The organism is Anabaena sp. PCC 7108 (assembly GCF_000332135.1).
In the GTDB taxonomy this organism is placed as follows: Bacteria; Cyanobacteriota; Cyanobacteriia; order Cyanobacteriales; family Nostocaceae; genus Anabaena.
The window spans coordinates 3648895-3671376 of record NZ_KB235896.1; the positions used below are offsets into that span (position 1 = coordinate 3648895).

A 22482-nucleotide genomic window follows, 5' to 3' on the forward strand; every position below is an offset into this window, starting at 1 on the left:
ATATGTCCGATAATAGAAAATTGGGCAATGTAGAACAAGCGATGGAAATCCTCAATAGGCGTGCTAAAACCTGGAATTTAGTCACTATTAGTCGCATCAGAGGTAATTTCCAAGAAGCAGTTCTCAGGCAATGTATAGACATTATTCAGTATCGTCATCCTCGTTTAAATTCACACATTCTTCATTTGCGAAAAGGTTTTTATTTTCAAACCACAGGTACAGAAAAAATTGGTTTACGAATTGTTAATCATATAAATGAGGAACATTGGCAAGAAGTTGTTAATGAAGAGATGAATCAGGAAATTGATAGTAGTAAATCTCTGATGCGAGTAGTGCTAGTTCATATCCTTAATGAGCAAAAAATTAGTTACTTAATTACTACCCTACACCATGCAATTTCCGATGGCTTATCAAGCATTCAACTGCATTCAGAAATATTGAATTATTATCAAAGGCTGACATCTTGTGAATCCATTCAACCAGTTAAAAGATTAGAACCTTTGCCACCTATTGAAACCCTAATACCCAAATCTAAACAGGGGTTTACAGGTAAGATTAGCGGACTTTTATGTTTGTTAAAATTGGGATTTTATAAAATATGGAATCAACCCCAAACATTAGGATTTGAAAAATATGTCTCCGTCTCTCAGCGTCGTTCCGCTATTATTCACAGACAGATAGACACAGAATTAACTCAAAAATTTGTTCAGCGCTGTCGGCAGGAAAATACCACAGTACATAGTGCGTTATCTGCCATTCTCATGTTTACAGTAGCCAGAAAAATTATCAAAAAAAATCAAAAAGATGTGCGAGTAAACAGCTTATCATATCTTGATTTAAGAAAACGATTGGAACCTAATATTAATGAAGAAGATATGGCTGTTTTAGCCACATCAATAATGGGATTTTACAGTATAAAATCCAATACATATTTCTGGGATATAGCACGGGAAGTTAAGCAAAATCTAGAAGCTGGAATCAAGCGTCAAGATATCTTTAACATGATATTAATTGCCAAACAACTTATAGACTTTAGTTTAATTTTTCCCAAACAAATAGCTGCTACAGTCTCAGTATCCAATATTGGCAAAGTAAATATTCCCGCAGCTTATGGAGAGTTAGAACTAGAAGAGATTAGTTTTGCAGGTTCCCATAGTTTGTATGCAGGTGTTTTAGTAATTCATGCTGCAACATTTCAGGGAAAAATGCTATTAAACTTTGTATTTTCTCAGCCTTCAATTAGCAAAAAAACAATGGAAATACTTGTCACAAATGTTATTAATCTTATCGCTGATGTCACGTTTAATTCTTTACAACTGAGAGGTACATAAATGAGTAATTCTCTTTCTAATTCTTCACAAAAACCAGCTTACTCTACTTTAGAGATTCAAGCTTGGCTCGTTTCTCATATTTCCTCTTTATTGGGAGTCAATCCAGATGAAATAGATATTCGAGAACCTTTGGATAGCTATGGTTTAGATTCAGCACAAGCAATGACTCTTGCTAGTAAAGCCGAGAAAATGATGGGAATTAAGTTATCTCTTATCCATCTTTGGTACTACCCTACTATTGAAGAACTTGCTCAACGGTTAGCCGAAGAATTGGAAAATTCCCAAACCGAAATTTTGCAGATGTGAACTCTCATAGTAGTTGTTTATTAGCTACAACAAGAGCAACTACTATGCATCTAAAGCAATATAGAATTTTAAGTTTTTTCCTCCTATAAGACGGACACTTCGCAGGATTGGGGGAAAACCATTCCAGTGAAGTGTCTTCTTTTTTTCTCTTCTTTGTACTTCCTTAAAAACTGGGAGATTTAGTAATGAACGCATCCGAAATTCTCGCAAAACTTACTCAACAAGGTGTTCAATTTTGGGTAGAAAATACTAAACTAAATATTCGCTCTCCCAAGGGTGTAATTACACCCGAAGTACAGGCAGAAATAGCCGCCTATAAAGCAGATATTCTGGCATTAATACAGGAAATGAATATCACACCCAAATGCGAATCTGAGCCTCTAAGTCAAGGAATTAGCTTAGAAACTATTGGCAGATTAATTGGTGGCTTTGCAGGAGAATCATCTCTGGAATATCAACCACCAGTTATTAACCCTAAATCGATGGCTCAAAATCTCAGTGTTACATTTAGGCCTTTACCTAATGGTTATCAAAATCTAATAATTATTAAATTTCGTCAAGAATTAGCTGTTAAACTCAAAAACTTTGGCGTGAAAATTCTGCCTTGGCAGGAAGCTACAGCAGATTTTTTTTATGATATTAAAATTCCCATACTTAACAAAAAAATCTCCTTTAAGTTCCGGGGAGTAAAAGCAGAAATTAATGCAGTTATAGATATTGAAAGACCGAATTCTTGGCTTAGAAACATAGGAATATTCATAGCAGAGAATCTATATAAATTTTCTTCTCGCTGGCTGGCGAAAAATCGCCAAATGTCGGTTGTGCAAATTGCTAAATTAAGTAGTTGGGCTGAAGATCATGTAGCCAAGTATGTTGAAAATCCAACAAATACACAAGTGGTTATTCTTAGCGAAATAGATCATAAATTTGTGAATCCAATCACACCATATCCAGAAAAAATTAGCATTGGCATCAACACATTAATTAGAACATTTTCAGAAATTGTTATTGGCGTATCTAGTAATCAGATTTCTATCCTGAATATGAATTTATCAGATTCTATTTTTTCTAAATATGAACTAGATAATTTTGTCTCCAAATCCCTAATTCCTAAAGTTTTCGTTCCCATTGCCCCACTATTAATGAGTCGATTTGAAATAGGAGCTTATAATCCTCATCTATCTAAATATGCGAAAATCCTAGGAAATTTAGGACGAGAATTAGCCTCAACTGGCTTATTTCCGGCTGGCTTTAAACTAGCTGAAGTTATTAAAAGAAAGTCTCATAGAGATATTGTCAACATCATCGTCAATGGTAGGACAGGAGTTTCTTATGGTTTCGTGGCTTATGCAGAACCTCCTCACTATGTAGGCAAACTAGAAATAACTAATTATGAATGGGAAAATTTATTACCAACACCTGGATTTAGTAGTGATGAAATTCGCCAAAATGAAGCAAATAGACGTTATATTAAAATTATTATTGACGGGAAATATGTATTTAAGCAAATTCCTGATATTTGGCTGGTTAGTTCTCGTTCAGGCTCAAATAAAACCGATTTAAATCTTGAACAAGATATCATCCGCATTGGGTTGCAAGATAAATTACATCTGCAATTACCAATAGAAGCACAGCAGCAAAAAATAGATGTCAAACCTTCTTATGATATCTATGTCATGCTGGCAATTAGTCTTTCTGCTGCCTTGTTTACACCGGAATTAATTGAAAATGGTGCGCCAATTGTTCACTTTCACGGCTATCCTGCATTTGATTGGTTTCAAGAAAATGAATATTGCGTTGGTGTCACTAATCCTTCAGTACCCTGTGGCACATATGAATCAGGTGTATTGAATTTTTTGGGTTTCTCTAATTTAGCTAATCAAAAAATCAAAAATATCAAGTTAGTAAGTTTGATAGAACCAGATCATGGCACAAATTTTATCGCTCATGATGTCGAGTATCTAATTGATAGGTTAAAATATGGTTGCATCGCGGATCAAATTGAACTAGGTGGTAAAAATTTTGCTTCTCTCAAAGCAAATTTAGGTCATGGTGATATTTAAATTTATCAGCTTACAGTAGCACTCAGTAGAGGTTTAGCATTTTGCTTTACCTCTACATCAACATTGTGGAAAAATTTTGCACTTTATTTATAGCAACAGACAGGGTGATTAGGATACCAACTGATTATCAAACCTAGACACCAAAAGACTTTTCAGACTATCACCTGCAATCTGCTGTACACAAATATACTAAAAATGAAATTTTAGAATAATTTATTTTTTGAATTACTCTTACATTAGTTTTCATGTATTTGTATCACACGCTAATTTTTCTATTCCTTTCTTCCTTTGCATGAAATAGAAAAATGTGGTTAATTTACCCGAAAATCGCTGTAATTACAAGTCTGGTTGTGTCTAATCAGATATTTCCCAAGTTTTCGGCAAATATGAATTTAGACTTAATACTATTTTCCACTTCTTTATCTAACTAATCTTCCTGTACCCCCTTCTCCGTATTCTCAATAAACAATTCTATTCAGTAGTTAGATTGACTATATATTTGCGCCATAAAGCGAGAATTATGGCAGGATGGAGAGAAGATCATGCAACGAGAAGTTCTCAAGCTGGTTTTCACTCTTATGGAACTTCAAAGGCGTTTTCCTCCTGGGAATCTGCGAATAAAGAAGCGGGTAAATCTCCCTGTCTAGTAGTACCTTATGAATTGCGGGTCATCCAGACGATCAGATTCAACCTTTATTGTCAATTTTTTCCCCAGGTACTCCTACTTTACCTGCCAATGAGAAACTAGATCAAGGTTTTCATGAAAGCCATCACCTGGCAAAATGTCGTTAGTTTCGTATTGTCGGCAAAGATTCTGGCAAAAGAATATTCATTATCGTCGGAATGTTTGTCTTTGACTGCGAAAACAGAATATATGTACTCCAACCTTGACTATTAAATGAATCCAGACTACTCAGAAACTTACATAAATCATCCTACGTGGGGTTTGCTATATAGGATCTGTCTGGTTGATGATAACCAGGATCTGTTCACTACACTTTATGCCCAACGTTTATTTTTCTTGGTCACAAATGACGTTAAAGGGATTAAATTTCAGTCAATTGGACGTACTGAAGCCAGAATGATGCTGGAAAATCGCTTACGTACTTTACGTCGCAATGGCAAGTCCCAGGAGTACGATCAGCTTCAGAGTGTTTTCCAACGCACCTTCCAATGAGTAGTTCAATTAGTGAACGTATTGCTGTCATTCGTGCCTCACTTCCTGATTCAGTGCGGTTGATTGCTGTTAGTAAACAAGTTCCCACCGCACTAATCAGGGAGGCATATGCCGCCGGAATTCGTGATTTTGGCGAAAATCGCATTCAAGAAACTGCCAGTAAACAATCCGAATTGCAAGATTTATCGGATATTACCTGGCACTTGATTGGCAATTTACAAAGTAATAAAGCTAAAAAAGCTTTAGAACTATTTGACTGGATTCATTCTGTCGATAATTTACAGATTACCCAGCGTCTTGATACTCTGGCGCAACAAATAGGTGTTAGTCCCCAAGTCTGCTTACAGGTCAAAATTCTCCCCGATGCCAATAAATCTGGTTGGATGGTTCCAGATTTATTAGCTGACTTGGCGGCACTTAACCAATGCAAAAATTTACAAATTCAAGGTTTGATGACAATTCCTCCCTGTGGCTTGGCTGATGCGGAGATACTCAATGTATTTAATAGTACTAATAAATTAGCAAAAGCCATAGAATCACAAAATTGGTCAAATATTACAATGCAACATCTATCAATGGGTATGTCAGGGGATTATCAATTAGCAGTGCAAGCAGGTGCAACGATTGTTAGATTAGGTACTATCTTATTTGGGGAGAGAACCTGATCTTTTTGTCTCTAGTTTGGGGTTAATTATCAAAATAGAGACTCAGCTTACTTAAAACCAATTCAGTAACTTACGGTGAAGTCCGTGTCTTGAAGATATAATATTGACAAATGTAATTACTAAGACAAAATGAAATAGAAAGGATTTTACGTTGACCAAAACTTAGGATATAATTTTGACTCATTGTTGTGTCCAGTTAAGGTATAGTCCTTTCTAGAACTGTCTTTTTTTTATGAAAACCTGTACTAGAGGCTACTAAGGGCAATAAAACTGCCCTTGTTGAGCAGCTAATATAGCAATTTCCACTGGCTGTCAATAATCAATCGAAAGCCAAAGCAATTAAGGTAATTTCCACTGGGAGCGTACAAAATGAACAATATATTTTCCAAACTTAGAGACTTTGTAGGGTTGAATGAGCAAGTAGAGTACGAGTACTACGAAGAGGAAGCAGATACTGATAGCTACCAAAATATGTATCAGCAGGAAAATCCTCAACCTGTTCCACAAGAATCCACAACTCCCAATCGACGTTGGCGCGAACCCATGCCTACAATGGGAGAAGAAGTAGCCGCAGCAGGATCAAAGCCTATGAGTAATGTGATTGGTATGCCAGGTGCAATTAATGGAATTTCCGAAGTTTTAGTACTTGAGCCACGAACTTTTGAAGAAATGCCTCAGGCAATTCAAGCATTACGCGAGCGCAAATCTGTAGTATTAAACTTGACGATTATGGACCCGGATCAGGCTCAACGGGCAGTCGATTTTGTGGCTGGTGGTACGTATGCTCTAGATGGACATCAAGAGCGGATTGGTGAAAGTATCTTTTTGTTTACTCCCAGTTGTGTGCAAGTTAGCACTCAAGGCGGTTTTTTACATGAAGTACCGCAACCAGCAGCACGTCCCGCTCGTCCCGCAAGTACAACTCCAGCTTGGGGAACCGAAGTTAACCGAGCAGCGCAATAATCAAGTTAAATTAGTCATTAGGTGGACTAATGACTAATATCTATTCACAAATGACTATTAAATTTGGTTTGATTGGCGGTGGGGTAATGGGAGAAGCATTGTTATCCCGCCTCATAGAGCGAGGAATTTATCAAGGTTCAGAAGTTATAGTTAGTGAACCACAAGCTTCTCGCCGCAGTTTTTTACAGCAGCAATATGGTGTAGGTGTGACGACGGATAATTGCCTGGTTTTAGCTGAGGCTCAGGAAGCTGTGATGTTGGCAGTTAAGCCCCAGGTATTTAGTGCGATCGCTCAAGAATTTGCAGATATACTACCTACAAAACATTCACCCCTCATTATTTCTATCTTGGCAGGTGTGCCTTTAAAACCTCTAGAAGCAGCTTTTCCCCAACTGCCAGTGATTCGCGCTATGCCTAATACACCCGCTACAGTGGGAGCCGGAATAACAGCAATTTGTTTGGGTGCTTACACACACCCTATCCACCAGCAAACAGCACAGCAAATTTTTTCCGCAGTAGGGGAAGTTGTTGAAGTTCCAGAAACGCTGATGGATGCGGTGACAGGTTTATCTGGGAGTGGTCCTGCTTATGTCGCGTTGATGATAGAAGCTTTATCTGATGGTGGAGTTGCAGTCGGTTTACCTAGAGCAGTTGCTAAACAATTAGCTTTACATACGGTGTTGGGAACAGCCAAACTCATAGAGGAAACAAAAATCCACCCCGCAGAATTGAAAGATAGAGTTACTAGTCCTGGTGGAACCACAATTGCTGGTGTGAGCGAATTAGAAAAGGCTGGATTTCGTTCCGCTTTAATTGAAGCCGTCAAAGCCGCTAAAGAACGTTCTCAAGAATTGGGGAAAGGGTGATAGGTGAGGTTGTTTATCTTAGCCCTTTCAAGGTGACTCAAAAAATATTTTTTCTACTCTGCGGTTCAAAGATAATTTATCTAACCACAGAGGCGCTGAGAACACAGAGAAAAAAGGTTAGAAAACTCTTTTTTAACCAAATTTTTTACTCACCTTGAAAGAGATAGATGCTTAGAATTAAGAATAATGAAGAGGACTTTAGTTATGAGTATTATCATCTCTGATGAACTTCTAACGGCGACTCGAATGAATGAAGCGGAAATGAAGCAAGAAATTGCCGTTTTGTTGTTTCAGAAGGAAAAACTTACTCTTGCTCAAGCCAGTCGATTTGCAGGGATGAACCGTATCGCTTTTCAACATCTACTAGCAAGCCGTCAAATTCCGGTGCATTATGGTGTTGAAGATTTTGAACAAGACATTAAGAATCTGCGGGAGATGGGTAGGTTGTGATCATTGTCATTGTCAGCGATACATCACCAATCAATAACCTTGCAGCAATCAACCAACTCTATTTACTTCAGCAACTTTACGATGAATCACAATACTGGATGCCTAGTATTGGAACTTGGACAAATGGAACAGGTGATCATCCTCATAAAGACTTCTTATTTTCACCAACTTGGTTGGTTTGTGAAGCATCAGGGACAGCATCTGGTGCTAGAAGTATTGCAGGGGATAGTATGCGTACTTTCATTGCTATTCTTTGCTCTTGTTTAGATGATCAAATACCTAACCTTCTAACTAAGAGTGGAGCAGATCCAACTTCCTATTCAATTCAATTTCCAGATGATGCAAGTCGAGCAGGATGCGGTTCTATAAGTGCAGGAATAGGTAATCTATTTCCACCTTTATTGGTTGACAATTGTCTTCATGTATCATCCGATATATTATCCGAAATACAAAATTGGTATGCGTTAAAGGATAATACTTCAGACTTGGCTGCACAACGAGCGACTACGGCTGCCCATTTTATTAACTATGGAATTGTTTATGATGGTACAGAGCGTTTTATTCACTTCTTCATTGCCTTAGACGCTCTTTTTTGTGAACACAATAAAGTTCGTAAAAATCTTAAAGAAGGTATCAGAAAAACATTTCCTGATCAAAACGACTGGGAGAAGCGTATAGATGAACTTTTTCAACTTCGGAACGAACTTGTACACGGTGGTATAAGTAGTATTAAAAAGTGGGATGGTTTAGATAATTATCGACAGCGTTTTAAGTCCCATCCTATGAAAGATATACAAACTGCTGCTATGACTGCATTAAGGGTCTACTTCAGTAACCAAGTTTTTGAACATCTTTTTGTGACTGAAACTATCACTACTATCGATGAAACAGAAAAAAGATTTGGTTTGAATCGCAGTGAATCTCAGGATTTTTTTACAGAATGGCATGATCAATTACCTGAGATTAACCCTAATGACCGCACTAACCTAGAAATTTTAGGTCAGCGTTATATTTATCACCGATCTGGCGGGCATTTATTAGAAAGTACGGTGATGCTATTACTCGTCTCTCCATTACTGACCGTTGCAGGTTTATACGACCCACCTTTTCGCATCAAAGCTGAAGAATCTGTGCAAATAACAGTAGCTGATAGCGAAGAAACTCTACAGGGTCGAATAGATGTGCTGGTATTGCGCGATGCCTCTGGCGAGCGAAGCTATCGCTTTTGGATAATTGTTTTAGAGTCCAAAAAAACCATGCTATCAGTTTGGTCAGCATTGCCACAAACACTTGCTTACTTGATGGCCAGTCCAAATGTTGATGTGCCTAATTTGGGAATGCTAACCAATGGTGACGATATTGTCTTTGTCAAGCTAGAAAATCAACACTATGCCATATCACGAGTATTTGCCCCCCTGTCTACCCAAAGCGAATTAGAGAGTGCGTGTCGAGTCCTACGGAAAATTGCAGAAACATTGAGATGACTAACAAAGGCTAACTCATGCCCCCAGAACTTGTGGTTTTACTCTCAACGTAGCAAATCACGAATCACGTTATGATAGTAGACAGTCTGGTTGCAAAAGATGATTGAGTGAACTATCCTGTCCCATCTTCAGAAATTGACTTAAAGTCAGTATTTCCCTTTGAATTAGATCAATTCCAACAAGAAGCGATCGCCTCCCTCAATGCTGGACGCTCCGTAGTTGTCTGTGCGCCCACTGGTTCAGGTAAAACATTAATTGGCGAATATGCCATTTATCGCGCCTTGTCGCGGGGAAAACGTGTATTTTACACCACTCCTCTGAAGGCATTGTCAAATCAAAAATTACGTGACTTTCGAGAAAAATTCGGTTTTGATCAGGTCGGACTATTAACTGGAGACGCTTCTGTAAACAGAGATGCGCCCATTTTAGTCATGACCACCGAAATCTTCCGCAATATGCTCTATGGCACACCCATAGGACAAATTGGCATCTCCTTAGTAGACGTTGAAGCAGTGGTGCTAGATGAATGCCACTACATGAACGATCGCCAACGGGGTACAGTTTGGGAAGAATCCATTATTTATTGTCCCCGCGAAGTGCAACTAGTAGCCCTTTCCGCCACAGTTGCCAACAGTGACCAACTCACCGACTGGTTAAATCGTGTTCATGGTCCGACAGACCTGATATACTCCGATTTTCGCCCGGTTCCCTTAGAATTCCACTATTGCAATCCCAAAGGGCTGTTTCCCCTACTCAATGACAGCAACAGCAAAATTAACCCCCGCCTCATTAAGCGTGGTAAAAAAGGATCAGGAGAACGGGGCAAAGCTGGCAGACCAGAAGCCCCCGGCATTATTTATACCCTCAGTCAACTCCAGCAACGGGATATGTTGCCAGCCATTTACTTTATCTTCAGCCGCAGAGGATGTGATAAAGCTGTGGAAGAAGTTGGTGATTTATGGCTAGTAAATAACGACGAATCCCAAATATTACGGCGACAAATTGATGACTTTTTAAGTCGCAATCCCGACGCTGGACGGACAGGACAAATTAAACCCCTATACCGAGGCATTGCCGCTCACCATGCCGGCATCTTGCCAGCATGGAAAGTGTTAGTAGAAGAACTATTTCAACAGGGGCTGATTAAGGTGGTATTTGCCACAGAAACCCTGGCAGCGGGAATTAATATGCCCGCCCGCACCACAGTTATTTCCACCCTTTCTAAGCGGACTGACAACGGACATCGTTTATTGAAAGCTTCCGAATTCCTGCAAATGTCGGGTCGGGCAGGTCGTCGAGGCATGGATCTCCAAGGTTATGTAGTCACAGTCCAAACTCCCTTTGAAGGGGCAAAGGAAGCAGCGTATTTGGCCACATCGGCAGCAGATCCTTTAGTTAGCCAGTTTACGCCTAGCTATGGCATGGTACTTAACTTACTGCAAACCCACTCCTTAGAGCAAACCAGAGAACTGATCGAACGCAGCTTTGGCCAGTACATGGCGACTTTGCATTTAAGACCAGAGTACGACGAAATTGCGGAAATACAAGCAGAATTAACGCAAATACAAGATGAATTAGCCGCAATTGATGAAAATGAATTGGCGCTATATGAAAAATTGCGTCAACGCCTGAAAGTAGAACGCCATATACTAAGAACCTTACAAGAGCAAGCGCGGGAAGATAGACAAGAACAATTGGTGATGATGCTGGATTTTGCTGTGTCTGGGACATTGTTGAGTCTTAAAGACAAAAACATCACAGCGACTTTACCGATGACAGCGGTATTAGTTCACAAAGCGCCAAATACAGGTCAAGCTTCTTACTTCGTATGTTTAGGGCAGGATAACCGCTGGTATGTAGTCACAAATGCAGATGTAGTTGATTTATATGCCGAATTGCCAAGAGTTGAAGTGTCTGTTGACATCATCCCACCCTCAGAACTGGCATTAAAACGGGGACAGTGTGTTCGTGGTAATCAAGAAACAGCAGCGATCGCACAAAGCATACCCGATCCTGGCGAATTTATGTATATGCCACAGGAAGTGGTAGAACAACTCAGTCGTGTTAACGCCGTGCAAGCCCAATTAGAAAGCCATCCCTTACATCAATCAGGGAACATTGGCACGATATTTAAACGCAGAGCGCGTTGTGTAGAATTAGAAGCAGAACTGGAAGAAATTCAAGGACAAATAGAACAACATTCCCAACGACATTGGGAAGAGTTTCTTAACTTAATTCAAATCTTGCAGCACTTTGGCGGTTTAGATAACTTAGTCCCCACACAATTAGGACAAATGGCCGCCGCTATTCGGGGCGAAAATGAATTGTGGTTAGGTTTAGTCATCGCTAGTGGTGAATTAAATAATTTAGATCCTCATCATTTAGCGGCTGCAGCTGCGGCTTTGGTGACAGAAACACCACGTCCAGATAGCAAAGTAAACTTTGGACTGAGTGAGGATGTAGCCGATGCTTTGAAGAAATTACAAGGGATTCGTCGGCAAATTTTCCAACTGCAACGGCGTTATAATGTGACGCTGCCTATCTGGTTGGAATTTGAGTTAATAGCGATGGTAGAACAGTGGGCTTTAGGTGTGGAGTGGGTAGAATTATGTGCTAATACCACCTTAGATGAAGGTGATGTAGTCAGAATTTTACGCCGGACATTGGATTTATTATCCCAAATTCCCCATGTTCCCCATGTTCCCGACTCTCTGCGGCGCAATGCTCAACGGGCTATGCAGTTGATTGATAGATTCCCTGTCAATGAAACAATGGAGTAAGGGACAGACACAGTGACAGGAATATTCGGCGTTCCTGAATAAGGAGATGATTGAGGCTGACGCGGAGACACGGAGACACGGAGACGCAGTGATTATGTATTGATGCAGATTCTCAAATCATCCTGCAATTATGCAACGCCGAATATTCATTTGTAGCTAGAACTTACGCACTATACAAATATGATACAAATCAACCATAATTGGTGATTGTAGGCTTTTGACAGAGAATATTAGTAGGGTGCGTCAGACTTGATAATTTGACACAATTAACAGATTTCCTATATCTGACGCACCTGACAAGAGACGGAAACCCACACTCTATATTTGATGTGTTCTATCAATGCGTAGGTACTATAAGTCCACGATTTGATTGATTTTTGAACAAGCTGTAAACCATAAACCTGATCGAATCAACTCAGTATAATTAACAAGAATCAAACCGGATTCCTATAGCAATACCTTGTCCAAATCGAAAAAAGTCTTGATTTGTAGGTTGGGTTGAAGCATGAAACCCAACAAATGCGTCGGGTTGCGCTGTCGCTTAACCCAACCTACAAAAAATGGACAAGGTATTGCTGTAGATAACTACTCGTACAAAATAAATTATCAGGAAGTTAAAATGTTTAAGCAAAAAATATTACTAAAACTTCAATTTTGTACAGGAATTTTTCTTGCTGTTTCACTGAGCATCATCTTACTTTTTCCCCCGCCAGCATTATCGCAGAAAGCAGTTGTTTTGAATATGTTGATGACTGCACCTGATGCCCAACCTTGGCAGCAAGGCATCATCAAAGACTTTGAAGCCAAAAATCCCGGCATTCGGATCAATCTGATTGAAGGTCCAAATGCGACAAACTTGCTAGAAGATTTGTATACTTCAGCATTTATCTTGGGAGATTCTCCCTATGACTTGGTCAATATGGATGTGATTTGGTCATCCAAATTTGCATCTGCTGGATGGTTGTTAGATTTAAGCGATAAATTGACGAAAGAAGAATTAGCTGCATTTTCGTCCAAAGATATAGAAGCGGGACGTTACGAAGCCAAGCTCTTCAGAATTCCGATCCGAAGTGATTTGGGAGTCCTTTACTACCGGAAAGACTTACTCAACCAAGCCGGGTTTCAACCACCAGAAACCTTTGCAGATTTGCTAAAAATTTCTAAGTCTTTAAAAGAACAAGGAAAAATTAAATGGGGTTATCTTTGGCAGGGTCGGCAGTATGAAGGACTAGCTGCCATGTTTGTCGAAGTTTTGCAAGGTTTTGGTGGATTTTGGGTCAATCCTGATACTTTAGAAGTAGGTCTAGATAAACCTGAGACATTAAAAGCGATCGCTTTTCTCAAAGACACCATTCAAGAAGGAATTTCTCCCTCTGGAACCACAACATATATGGAGGAAGACACAAGACGTATATTTCAAAATGGTCAAGCCGCATTTTTACGCAGTTGGCCTTATGTTTGGCCTCTAGCCAATGCTGAAGATTCTGCTATCAAAGATCAAATCGGCATTAAACTCATGGTTGCTACTTCTGGCAACAATGGAGGAACCTGTTTAGGAGGTTGGGGTTTGGGAATTGCCAAATCCTCTCAACATCCTCAAGAAGCTTGGAAAGCAATTCGATACTTTACGAGCGAAGAAGTACAGCGCCAATTTATTTTGCAAGCCGGTTTTGTCCCCAGCCGACGCTCACTGTTTACAGACCCAGAAATTATCAGTAAATACCCTCATTATTCTCAGCTACTGAAGATATCTGATAGCGCCGTTTTACGTCCACCTATCGCCCAATATGCTCAAGTATCAGATATTTTGCAACGTTACCTCAGTGCGGCACTCACAAATAGCATGACTCCTGCAAGCGCGATGCAAGCTGCTGCTAATGAAACCCGGCGACTACTGCGGACTGGAAAGTAATAATCAAGAAACTTTGTATACAAGGTCAATAACTAATGACTAATCTACAAACAATCAGCAGTCGAAAACAACGAACAGCGTGGATTTTTTTGTTACCCGCTTTGCTGTTGCTGTTACTCGTCTTTGGCTATCCCATAGTTCGAGCTTTTTGCTTAAGTTTCTTTACTCAAAATTTAGGAACAAAGCTGGAACCTGTCTTTTCTGGTTTTAGCAATTATGTGCGAATGGCGGGGGATGGTCGTTTCTGGGAAAGTTTCAGGACAACAACAGTATTCACTTTATCAACAGTATTTCTAGAGTTACTCCTGGGATTAAGTATTTCCCTAGTCTTGAATAAGCAGTTTTTTGGCAGGAGTGCAGTCAGGACAATCGCCATTTTACCTTGGGCTTTACCTACTGCCCTCATCGGTCTTGCTTGGGCTTGGATTTTTAATGACCAGTTTGGAGTTGTCAATGATATTCTCCTGCGGGTAGGTTGGATTGAAACTGGAATTAACTGGTTAGGAGAACCAACATTAGCAATGATCGCTGTGATAGTTGCAGATGTATGGAAAACGACTCCATTTATTAGTATTTTGCTATTAGCTGGTTTACAGTCAATTTCACCTGACTTGTATGAAGCTCATGGGATTGATGGAGCAACACCCTGGCAAAGCTTCTATCAAATTACCCTGCCCCTGTTGATGCCACAAATTCTTATTGCCATGTTGTTTCGGTTTGCTCAGGCTTTTGGAATTTTTGACTTGATTGCTGTGATGACTGGAGGCGGTCCTGGAGGTTCAACAGAAGTAGTATCACTTTATATTTACTCTACCGTGATGCGCTACTTAGACTTTGGATATGGAGCAGCTTTAGTTGTAGTCACTTTTCTTTTATTGATTGCAGTAGTAGCTATTACTAGTTTTTTACTCAACAAATCCCGAATGAAGACGTTTTACTAATCTCTACACCAAAATCTCATACCAATTTTATGTGAGGTTGCACATAATTCTAAAATTCATTGATTTATCTGTCTTTATCCGCGTTTATCTGCGTGCATCCGCGTTCAATTATTCTATGTAGCTTCATATTAATCTCGTATCACATTGGGAATTTTTATGACTGTCACGCCAAAAAAATTGATTACAACTCCCAAAATCAACACAAGAGTCAAAAATTTAGGTAAAAACATCATACTTTGGATGGTAATTGCCTTAGTAGTGCTTTTCTGTTTAGCACCAGTAATGTGGCAGTTATTAACCTCATTTAAGTTAAATCAGGATATTGCCAAAATTCCTACCGTTTATTTTCCTGCTCGAATTACTTTCAATCACTACATCGAATTATTCACCCGTCATCCGTTTTGGCGCTATATATTCAATAGTGCTTTTGTGTCTATTGTTTCTACAGTTTTATCTTTAGGATTAGGTGCGCCGGCTGCCTATGCTTTAGCACGATTGCGTCCTTGGGGTGGCAAAGCCATCATTGCAGCTATTCTGATTGTCACTTTATTTCCAGGAATCTTATTGTTTTTGGGAATGTTAGAAATTGTCAAAGGGCTGCATTTAGGTAACAACTATTTATCGCTGATTATTCCTTATACTGCGATCAATTTACCATTAACAATTTTGGTGTTACGCAGCTTTTTCCAGCAATTACCAAAAGATTTGGAAGATGCTGCCAAAGTGGATGGCTACAATACCGTACAAATGTTATTGCAAATATTACTACCCATGACAATTCCTGCTTTGGTAACAACTGGAATTCTCACATTTATTTTTGCCTGGAATGAGTTTATTTTTGCGCTCACATTTATTACTCGTGAAGAGATGAAAACCATCCCTGTTGCTGTGGCACAACTAGGCGGTGCCACAGTATTTGAAATTCCCTATGGACCTATTGCTGCTGCGACCGTTGTTGGCACATTGCCGTTAGTTTTACTCGTTTTGTTCTTCCAGCGCAAAATTATTCAAGGTCTTACATCTGGTGCTGTCAAGGGATAACGATTATAAATAATTCGTAATTCGTAATTCGTAATTCGTAATTCGTAATTCTTCAGAGGGAACAGGAAGCAACTCTTAACAGAAAGAACTCATGTTTAAAAACATGAGATTGAAATAATGACACTGTTTTTTTCGTGTCACTCTCCTTGTAAAAACATCCTTTTTTTTGACTGAGCTTTAAACTCTTAAACTTTAGTTTTTTATTTGTTCCCTGTTAAGAGTTCCCTGTTCCCTTCTTTTGTAATTCGTAATTCGTAATTAAGTTTTGTAATCGGGATTTAACCTTAATACAAAACTTGCTAACTGTAGAAGTAGGGGTATTCAACCCTTTCATTTACTGTCATATCCTTCATTCCGTGAAATCGATACAATTAATAATTAAAACCGGAAAAATGGCGAAACTAGAACTGAAAAGCTTAAATAAGACCTATAGTCCGAAAAATATACCAGTTAAAGACATTAATTTGACTGTAGATGACAATGAATTTCTGACTTTACTTGGTCCGAGTGGCTGTGGCAAGTCTACAATACTGCGAATGATTGCCGGGTTAGAGGAATTGACTCGCGGTCAGATATTGCTTGGGGATGAGGATATCACATTGAGGCGACCAGGCGATCGCAATATGGCAATGGTGTTTCAAAGTTATGCCCTTTACCCCCACATGACTGTATACGAAAACTTAGCCTCTGGACTGAAGTTGAAAAAAATCCCTCCTGTTGAGATTCAGCATCGAGTCACAGAAGTTTCAAAACTGCTAGGATTGGCAGAACTATTACAGCGCAAACCCGGACAATTATCAGGGGGACAAAGGCAAAGAGTCGCTGTTGGTCGGGCTTTAGTCCGTCATGCTCAAGTTTACTTACTAGATGAACCACTGAGTAACCTGGATGCCCTTCTGCGTGAAAGAGTCCGGGCTGATATTAAGCAAATATTCGCTACCCAAAAAGCTCCAGTGGTCTACGTCACTCACGACCAAACAGAAGCAATGACACTTTCCACAAAAGTGGCTGTACTCAATGATGGTTTTATTCAGCAACTTGACTCACCAGAACGCATATACAATCAGCCAGCTAATTTATTTGTAGCTGGATTTGTTGGTAGTCCACAAATGAATTTGCTAACACTACCCTGTAAAGGGCGATATGCAATGTTAGGTAATACAAAAGTGCTTTTGCCAGATATGCCCACAGTACCACCGAAAATTATCTTGGGTATCCGTCCCGAAAACGTCTGTATTGCACAACCAGATGATACAGAGATGATTCGAGGAAAAGTGCATCTGGTGGAAAACTTGGGTATGCACAATTTGGTAACTGTGCGTGTTGATAGTTCTGAAACAGAACCGTTGACCGTGCGTGCCTTATTAACTCCAGATCAAAAGTGGAATGAAGAGATTGAATTAACTCTGTCATCCAAGAGTATACACTGGTTTGATATTCAATCAGGGGATCATTTGTGGTTACACTAGTACCGCTTTCTCGGAAGTCAAAAATCACAAGTCAATCAAATTGAGTCAACATTGAAATTCGTGTTAATTTATACGATTTTAAATTCCGACAGTGGTTATACTCATTGCTTAGGTTCTACCTGGGAATTGATGAAGTGGCTTCGCCACTTCATTTTTATTGGCAAAATGTGAGATTTTCAATCATTAACTAGCTCATCACGCCATTTCTCCCGGTTTTCTCGTTTTTCTATATCTCGCACCTCAGCATCACGCGATAGCTCCCCTGAACGAGGGGATCGCTCTGAATTCCCAATTGCCCAAGTCTCCCATTGTAAGCTTTTTTGTCTTTCTAGGTGGTTGATAAAATGTATAATCGACTGGTCAGCCTGGATGGGTGTTTTTAAATTAAACTGAATTGTCTGGAAAATTTTGCTGTCATTCTTAATGAAGTAGTTAATTAAAATTTCAGTTAGCCAGAGCAGAAATCGATTATACATTTTTCCAAAAATACTTGTGCGTTTCTTAGTAATAAAAACTGCCTGACCCTCTGTTTTTGCATTTTCTATGAGACGTAAAGTAAACATAATATAGAAATGCAGGAAGTCTGGACCAATCGTCATCATTCCAGTCGTACCATACCAATAACAAAGACTGTAAGTAATAGAATTTTTATAGAAAGGACGAATCAGTTTAATCAAAAAAGCATCTTCGCTATCCGGTGTATTTTTACTGAAAGTAATGGCATTCTCATTTAGTTCTTGTTTCTCAAAAATAAATTCTGATAGCAGCTTGTGGACTGTATTAAAATGCTGAGTATCAATGGCATTAATCATCACGACATTAGGGTGGCAGTTCGTAATAAAACGCGCTCCAAAACTACTATCACACTCCTCCATTTCTAACTCTGGAATAAAGGGTAAAGGTTGTTGTGGTGTTTCTCCAGTCCAAACCCAAATCATGCCATATTTTTCGGCGGTAGGCCAAGTTTTGGCTTTGACATTAATCGGCTCATCTAAACAGGGAACATCGACACAGAATCCTTCTGCATCGTATTGCCAATGATGAAAAAAACATCGCAATTCATTACCCTCAACTTTACCTTCGGCAAGATGAGCGCCCATGTGTGGGCAGTAAGCATCAAAAATAACTGCTCGTTTATCTTGACCACGATAAATTACTAATTCTTTCCCTAAAACTGTTACAGGTTTTACTTCATAAACCCTTAATTTTCGGGAGGGTATTACCCAATACCACCCCTCAATAAAACGTTCTGGGTTATTGAAATTTTTCAGTTTCCGGGGGTAACTAACATTCTCAGCGTTGACGTTCATTTTTATGGTTTCACTTGCCGTGAAGCGGTTAATCTAGAACTATCATGGCAAGCTAATAAAAACAGTTATTTTCAGTACTAAGCTAAAACGTAAGCAGTCAGATGCGTGAGGACAAAAGTTATAAGAACAAGGTCAATTGAGGATATGGGAATCATAAATAAGTAGTCGTGCAAAATAAATTGTACATTTAGGAGAGGGAACAGGGAACAGGGAACAGGGAACAGGGGGCAGGGGGCAGGGGGCAGGGGGCAGGGAACAAATAAAAAACTAAAGTTTAAGAGTTTAAAGCTCAGTCAAAAAAAAGGATGTTTTTACAAGGAGAGTGACACGAAAAAAACAGTGTCATTATTTCAATCTCATGTTTTTAAACATGAGTTTTTTCTGTTAAGAGTTGCTTCCTGTTCCCTCTGAACTAAAAAGTCTTCTCTGTTGCCTGTTGCCTGTTGCCTGTTCCCTTGTCATAACGATAATTTTTAACGCCCACCTACTTACAACAAAGGATAAATTGCATCTTCATAAACAAACGCTATAATCCCTGGTTATTTGCGCTAAAAAGCAAAGGAACAGGAGAAAAAGTTTTTCTGGCGTTGCATAATTGCGAGATGATTTGAGAATCCGCATCAATATATAATAATCACCGCGTCTGGAGCGTCTCCGTGTCCCCTGGTCAGCCTCAATCATCCCCTTATTCAGCAACGCCGTTTTTCTCTCTGTTCCTCCATTAACATGACTTTTAGGTTACAAGTGCGGATTTACCATAATTTCCAATCTATAATTTGCTCCGTCTGAGATTCCAGTATGTTAAGTTAAAACGGAGCAATATTCACCGTTATGATTATCAAGGAATATACTGAGCTAGAGTTTTAGCTAAACTAGTTTTTGGTACAGCACCCACAACAGTATCAACTTGCCGACCTCCTTTAAATACCATCAACGTGGGAATGCTACGAATACCGTAATGGCTGGCAACGGTGGGATTCTGATCTGTATTCAGTTTTACCACTTTCACCTGTCCTTCATATTCAGCAGCGACTTCATCTACAACAGGAGACAGCATTCGACAAGGGCCACACCAAGGGGCCCAAAAATCCACTAAAACTGGAGTCTCACTTTCCAAAACTTCTTGCTTAAATGTGGCTTCTGTGACATTGGTGACAGACATATTTGTCCTCGTGATTTAATTCACTAATTCGATATTATCGAATAAACCTGAAAGCGGGACATTTTCCTATGGTTAAGGGAGTTAATCTCGATGGCTTAATTTGAGAGCAAATTTCAGATTAATGCCTGTAGGGCAAGTTGGCCAGACTCTACAGCCTAAATATCTGAGTTATTTAGCGATTTTACTCCAGAAACTGTTTTTTTTGGGAATAGAATTACTTAAATCATTATTACAATCCATCTGTATCCAGAGGAGGTGTTATTACCTAACAGTTAAAATAGAAACAGAAAAATTATGAAAGGAATTTATGATGAGCGATCGCGACTATACCTTAATCCTTGACAAAAGTGGTAGTATGTCAACCCCTGACCAAGCAGGTGGTAGAAGTAGATGGGAAATAGCTCAAGAGTCTACCTTGGCTTTAGCTCGCAAATGCGAACAGTTTGACCCTGATGGACTGACAGTTTACGTCTTTTCCGGCAGATTTAAACGTTATGAAAATGTGACATCATCTAAAGTCGCACAGATATTTCAGGAAAATGACCCCGCTGGAACAACCAACTTAGCTAGTGTACTTCAAGACACTCTGAATAATTATTTTCAACGCAAAGCTTCTGGTCAAACAAAAGCCAATGGAGAAACAATTTTAGTTATTACTGATGGTGAACCAGATGACCGCAAAGCAGTATTTGAAGTCATCATTAACGCTACGCGGCAAATGGAACGAGATGAAGAATTAGCAATTTCTATGATTCAAGTCGGTTCAGATCCTCAAGCTACAAAGTTTCTCAAAGCTTTAGATGATCAGCTGCAAGGTGTTGGCGCTAAATTTGATATTTGCGACACCGTAACTTTAGATGATTTAGAAGACATGAGCCTTGCAGATGTGTTGATGAATGCCATCAATGATTAATTAGTGAATAAACATCTTGCAAAAGTACATTTTATTTGCATCTATCTGCGCTTAGTTATTCCTTTTTTGTATTTTTGTATTTTTACAAGATGTCTAATTTTGATGTTTTTTAAAGATACTTACCGGAGATTTATTTGGGACAACATGAAAAACCACAATATCAAATTAAATCACTCATTACTGGAGCTATCTAAATGCTAGAGAATCGGGATTACACACTCATTATTGACCATAGTGCTAGTATGGCTAAACCATCTGAAAAAGGTGACACTAGCAGATGGTTATCATTACAGGAGTCTGCCTTTGCTTTAGCTCGTAAGTGTGAGGAATTTGATCCTGATGGGATAACTGTGTATCTGTTTTCTCGAAAATTTGAACGTTTTGATTATGTTACATCAGCTAAAGTCAAGCAGATTTTTGAAGAATGTATTCCTGCTGATACGACAAATTTAGTAGGTGTTCTTCAAGATGCCATTAATAATTATTTTACCCGCAAAGCCGCTGGGAAAAGTAAGCCGAATGGGGAAATAATTTTAGTTATCACTGACGGTAGACAAGATGACAAGCAAGCAGTATGTGAAGTTATCATCAATGCTACTCATAAGATGGAACATGAGAAGGAATTGGGAATTTCCATTATTCAAGTAGGTAATGATCCTCAAGCTACAAAGTTTCTTAAAGCTTTGGATGATCAGTTACAAAGTATTGGTGCTAAATTTGATATTTGCGATACTGTAGCTTTAGATGATCTGGAAAACATGAGTCTTGTAGATGTTTTGATTAATGCGATTAATGACTAATTTTAGTTTATAAAGTTTGAGTTAAAAATGGAGAACTTATCAATGCTAGAAAATCGTGATTACACCTTGATTATCGACAAAAGCGGTAGCATGGCTACTCCTGATCAAAAGGGTGGGAGAAGTAGATGGGTAGTAGCACAAGAATCTACTTTTGCTTTAGCTAGTAAGTGTGATCAATTTGATCCAGATGGTATAACTATTTATTTATTTTCTGGTAGATTCAAACGTTATGAAAATGTCACAGCCAGTAAAGTTGTGCAGATTTTCCAAGAAAATGATCCTTCCGGGACTACTGATTTAGCAGGTGTATTGAAACACGCCACTGATGATTATTTTCAACGCAAATCAGCTAATCAAACTAAGGCAAATGGGGAAATAATTTTAGTTGTTACTGATGGTGAACCAGATGATCGTAAAGCAGTGATGAAGGTGATTATAGAAGCTTCTCGTAAGATGGATAGAGATGAAGAGTTAGCTCTTTCTTTTATTCAAGTAGGTACAGATCCAAATGCAACCAGATTTCTGAAAATATTAGATGATGAGCTTCAAGGTGCTGGGGCAAAATTTGATATTTGCGACACAATTACAATGGAAGATATGGAAGATATGAGTTTATCTGAAGTGCTGCTAAATGCAATTAATGATTAACTCTTTACTAAAGCATATTCTTCAAAGCGAAAATCCACATTTTGCTGACATTAAAGCAAATTGAATTATCATGAATTAAAAAATTTTCAAACAACCTGAAAAAACTGCTTAGTAAGCATTTCAGGCTGTTTGAAGATTAAAATAATCTGCTCAAGAAAAAAAGAGGTAAAAACTTGATCAACCTGTGATCTACCACACCGA

General features: G+C 39.0%; 19 protein-coding genes. 17 read left to right on the forward strand and 2 right to left on the reverse strand.

Going from position 1 to position 22482, the window contains the following annotated elements; genetic code table 11:
* The first annotated feature begins 2 nt into the window (after positions 1-2).
* The 14 genes from ANA7108_RS0117190 to ANA7108_RS0117265 all read left to right on the forward strand — a co-directional run bounded on the left by ANA7108_RS0117190 (position 3) and on the right by ANA7108_RS0117265 (position 17448).
* Positions 3-1331 carry a condensation domain-containing protein gene (locus tag ANA7108_RS0117190; protein WP_016952043.1) on the forward strand — a complete coding sequence of 443 codons (1329 nt, stop codon included), beginning with the start codon at positions 3-5 and terminating at the stop codon, positions 1329-1331.
* The gene (locus tag ANA7108_RS0117195) at positions 1332-1637 is read left to right on the forward strand and encodes a phosphopantetheine-binding protein (RefSeq protein ID WP_016952044.1); all 306 of its coding nucleotides are present in this window, start codon (positions 1332-1334) and stop codon (positions 1635-1637) included.
* Between the two features lie 185 nt (positions 1638-1822).
* Positions 1823-3700, forward strand: coding sequence for a hypothetical protein (locus ANA7108_RS0117205; RefSeq protein ID WP_016952046.1), 1878 nt, complete (start codon positions 1823-1825; stop codon positions 3698-3700).
* 898 nt (positions 3701-4598) lie between these two features.
* Entirely contained in the window at positions 4599-4877 is a 279-nt protein-coding gene (gene pipX / locus ANA7108_RS0117210; protein ID WP_016952047.1) for a transcriptional coactivator PipX, read from the forward strand.
* Positions 4874-5542, forward strand: coding sequence for a YggS family pyridoxal phosphate-dependent enzyme (locus ANA7108_RS0117215; RefSeq protein WP_016952048.1), 669 nt, complete (start codon positions 4874-4876; stop codon positions 5540-5542). Before pipX ends, ANA7108_RS0117215 begins: the two co-directional genes overlap by 4 nt.
* Before the next feature lie 369 nt (positions 5543-5911).
* Positions 5912-6505, forward strand: coding sequence for a cell division protein SepF (locus ANA7108_RS0117220; RefSeq protein ID WP_016952049.1), 594 nt, complete (start codon positions 5912-5914; stop codon positions 6503-6505).
* Between the two features lie 50 nt (positions 6506-6555).
* Positions 6556-7371 (forward strand): pyrroline-5-carboxylate reductase, encoded by an 816-nt coding sequence (gene proC / locus ANA7108_RS0117225; protein ID WP_026104255.1) that lies wholly within the window; start codon positions 6556-6558, stop codon positions 7369-7371.
* 204 nt (positions 7372-7575) lie between these two features.
* The gene (locus ANA7108_RS0117230; RefSeq protein WP_026104256.1) at positions 7576-7821 is read left to right on the forward strand and encodes a UPF0175 family protein; all 246 of its coding nucleotides are present in this window, start codon (positions 7576-7578) and stop codon (positions 7819-7821) included.
* Positions 7818-9305 carry a HEPN domain-containing protein gene (locus ANA7108_RS31410; RefSeq protein WP_016952052.1) on the forward strand — a complete coding sequence of 496 codons (1488 nt, stop codon included), beginning with the start codon at positions 7818-7820 and terminating at the stop codon, positions 9303-9305. Before ANA7108_RS0117230 ends, ANA7108_RS31410 begins: the two co-directional genes overlap by 4 nt.
* A gap of 107 nt (positions 9306-9412) precedes the next feature.
* On the forward strand, positions 9413-12085 hold the full coding sequence (locus tag ANA7108_RS0117245; RefSeq protein WP_016952053.1) for an RNA helicase: 2673 nt from the start codon (positions 9413-9415) through the stop codon (positions 12083-12085).
* 619 nt (positions 12086-12704) lie between these two features.
* Complete coding sequence (locus tag ANA7108_RS0117250; RefSeq protein WP_042491147.1) at positions 12705-13997, forward strand: ABC transporter substrate-binding protein; 1293 nt, start codon at positions 12705-12707, stop codon at positions 13995-13997.
* A 35-nt stretch (positions 13998-14032) separates the two neighbouring features.
* Complete coding sequence (locus tag ANA7108_RS0117255) at positions 14033-14938, forward strand: carbohydrate ABC transporter permease (protein ID WP_016952055.1); 906 nt, start codon at positions 14033-14035, stop codon at positions 14936-14938.
* A 156-nt stretch (positions 14939-15094) separates the two neighbouring features.
* Positions 15095-15979, forward strand: a complete 885-nt coding sequence (locus tag ANA7108_RS0117260) for a carbohydrate ABC transporter permease (protein WP_016952056.1) — start codon at positions 15095-15097, stop codon at positions 15977-15979.
* A gap of 392 nt (positions 15980-16371) precedes the next feature.
* Positions 16372-17448 carry an ABC transporter ATP-binding protein gene (locus ANA7108_RS0117265; RefSeq protein WP_016952057.1) on the forward strand — a complete coding sequence of 359 codons (1077 nt, stop codon included), beginning with the start codon at positions 16372-16374 and terminating at the stop codon, positions 17446-17448.
* Between the two features lie 176 nt (positions 17449-17624).
* On the opposite strand, the gene ANA7108_RS0117270 is transcribed toward ANA7108_RS0117265, so the two are convergent.
* Positions 17625-18758, reverse strand: coding sequence for an aromatic ring-hydroxylating dioxygenase subunit alpha (locus ANA7108_RS0117270; protein WP_016952058.1), 1134 nt, complete (start codon positions 18756-18758; stop codon positions 17625-17627).
* A gap of 838 nt (positions 18759-19596) precedes the next feature.
* A complete protein-coding gene (gene trxA / locus ANA7108_RS0117275; RefSeq protein ID WP_016952059.1) occupies positions 19597-19920 on the reverse strand; it encodes a thioredoxin in 324 nt (107 codons plus the stop codon).
* Between the two features lie 307 nt (positions 19921-20227).
* On the opposite strand from trxA, the gene ANA7108_RS0117280 reads away from it, so the two are divergent.
* The 3 genes from ANA7108_RS0117280 to ANA7108_RS0117290 all read left to right on the forward strand — a co-directional run bounded on the left by ANA7108_RS0117280 (position 20228) and on the right by ANA7108_RS0117290 (position 22281).
* Positions 20228-20833, forward strand: a complete 606-nt coding sequence (locus tag ANA7108_RS0117280) for a VWA domain-containing protein (RefSeq protein ID WP_026104258.1) — start codon at positions 20228-20230, stop codon at positions 20831-20833.
* Between the two features lie 194 nt (positions 20834-21027).
* Positions 21028-21633, forward strand: coding sequence for a VWA domain-containing protein (locus tag ANA7108_RS0117285; protein WP_016952061.1), 606 nt, complete (start codon positions 21028-21030; stop codon positions 21631-21633).
* 42 nt (positions 21634-21675) lie between these two features.
* Complete coding sequence (locus tag ANA7108_RS0117290; RefSeq protein ID WP_016952062.1) at positions 21676-22281, forward strand: VWA domain-containing protein; 606 nt, start codon at positions 21676-21678, stop codon at positions 22279-22281.
* Positions 22282-22482 lie beyond the last annotated feature (201 nt).